Source organism: Salipiger sp. HF18 (assembly GCF_011806505.1).
In the GTDB taxonomy this organism is placed as follows: Bacteria; Pseudomonadota; Alphaproteobacteria; order Rhodobacterales; family Rhodobacteraceae; genus Salipiger; species Salipiger thiooxidans.
Genome location: NZ_JAATOS010000828.1, coordinates 1 through 1,056, shown reverse-complemented (window position 1 = coordinate 1,056; position 1,056 = coordinate 1). Strand labels below are relative to the sequence as shown.

General features: G+C 75.8%; 1 protein-coding gene. It reads left to right on the top strand.

Features of this window, described 5'->3' with window-relative positions; translation table 11 throughout:
* A partial coding sequence (locus HC022_RS27315) for a cobaltochelatase subunit CobN (protein WP_175583759.1) occupies positions 1-1,056 on the top strand: 1,056 nt, incomplete at both ends.

Genomic DNA, 1,056 nt, shown 5'->3' with positions numbered 1-1,056 from the left:
CCTACGTCGAGCAGACCCTCGGCGGCGCGCGCGGCATCCTGATCCGGCTGATCGGCGGCGTGCCCTACTGGGACTACGGGCTGCAGCAGGTGCGGGCGCTCGCCATGGCGCGGGGCATCGCGCTGGCGGTGCTGCCCGGCGACGGCCGCCCCGATGCCCGGCTCGACGCGCTCTCGACGCTGCCGGTCTCGACCCTGCGGCGGCTGGCGCATCTCTGCGACACCGGTGGCGCGGTGGCGGCGCAGGCGGCGCTGGCGCAGCTGTCGCTGGCGGCGGGGCTCTACGCGGCCCCGGTACCGGGCTCCAAGGCGCTGCCGCCGGTGGGGTTATGGACGCCCGAGACCGGGGCGCTGGCACCCGACGCGGCGGCCCACTTGTGCAAGGAGATGACCGGCGAGCGGATCCTCGTGGTCTTCTACCGCTCCTATCTCGTGGCGGCGGACATGGCGCCGGTCGAGGCGCTCTTCGCCGCCTTCCGCGCCCGGGGCTTCGCGGTGCTGGGGCTCTTCGCGCCGTCGCTCAAGGCCCCCGAGGCGGCGCCGGAGCTGGCCCGCGCCGTGGCCGGGATCGCGCCTTCGGCCATCGTCAACGCGACGGCCTTCTCAGGGCGCGGCGACGGCGGGGCCTCGCCGCTGGATGCGGGCGGCGTGCCGGTGTTTCAGGTGGCGCTCGCGACCTCGACGCGCGCGGCATGGGACGAGGCGGACCGGGGGCTCTCGCCCGCGGACCTTGCCATGCACGTGGTGCTGCCCGAGGTCGACGGCCGGATCCTCGGCGGCGTGGTCTCGTTCAAGGAGCCGGGCCTGCGCGACCCCGAGCTGCAATTTGCCCGCTATGTGCACGCGCCCGATCCGGACCGGGTCTCGGCGGTGGCGGCGCGGGTCGCTGGCTGGCTGCGGCTCGCACGCAGGCCCGTGTCCGAGCGGCGGCCGGCGCTGGTGCTCTCGACCTACCCCGGGCGCGAATGGAACCTCGCGCATGCGGTGGGGCTCGACGCGCTGGCCTCGGCGCGGGCGATCCTCGGCGATCTCGACGCCGCCGGCTATACGACCGCAG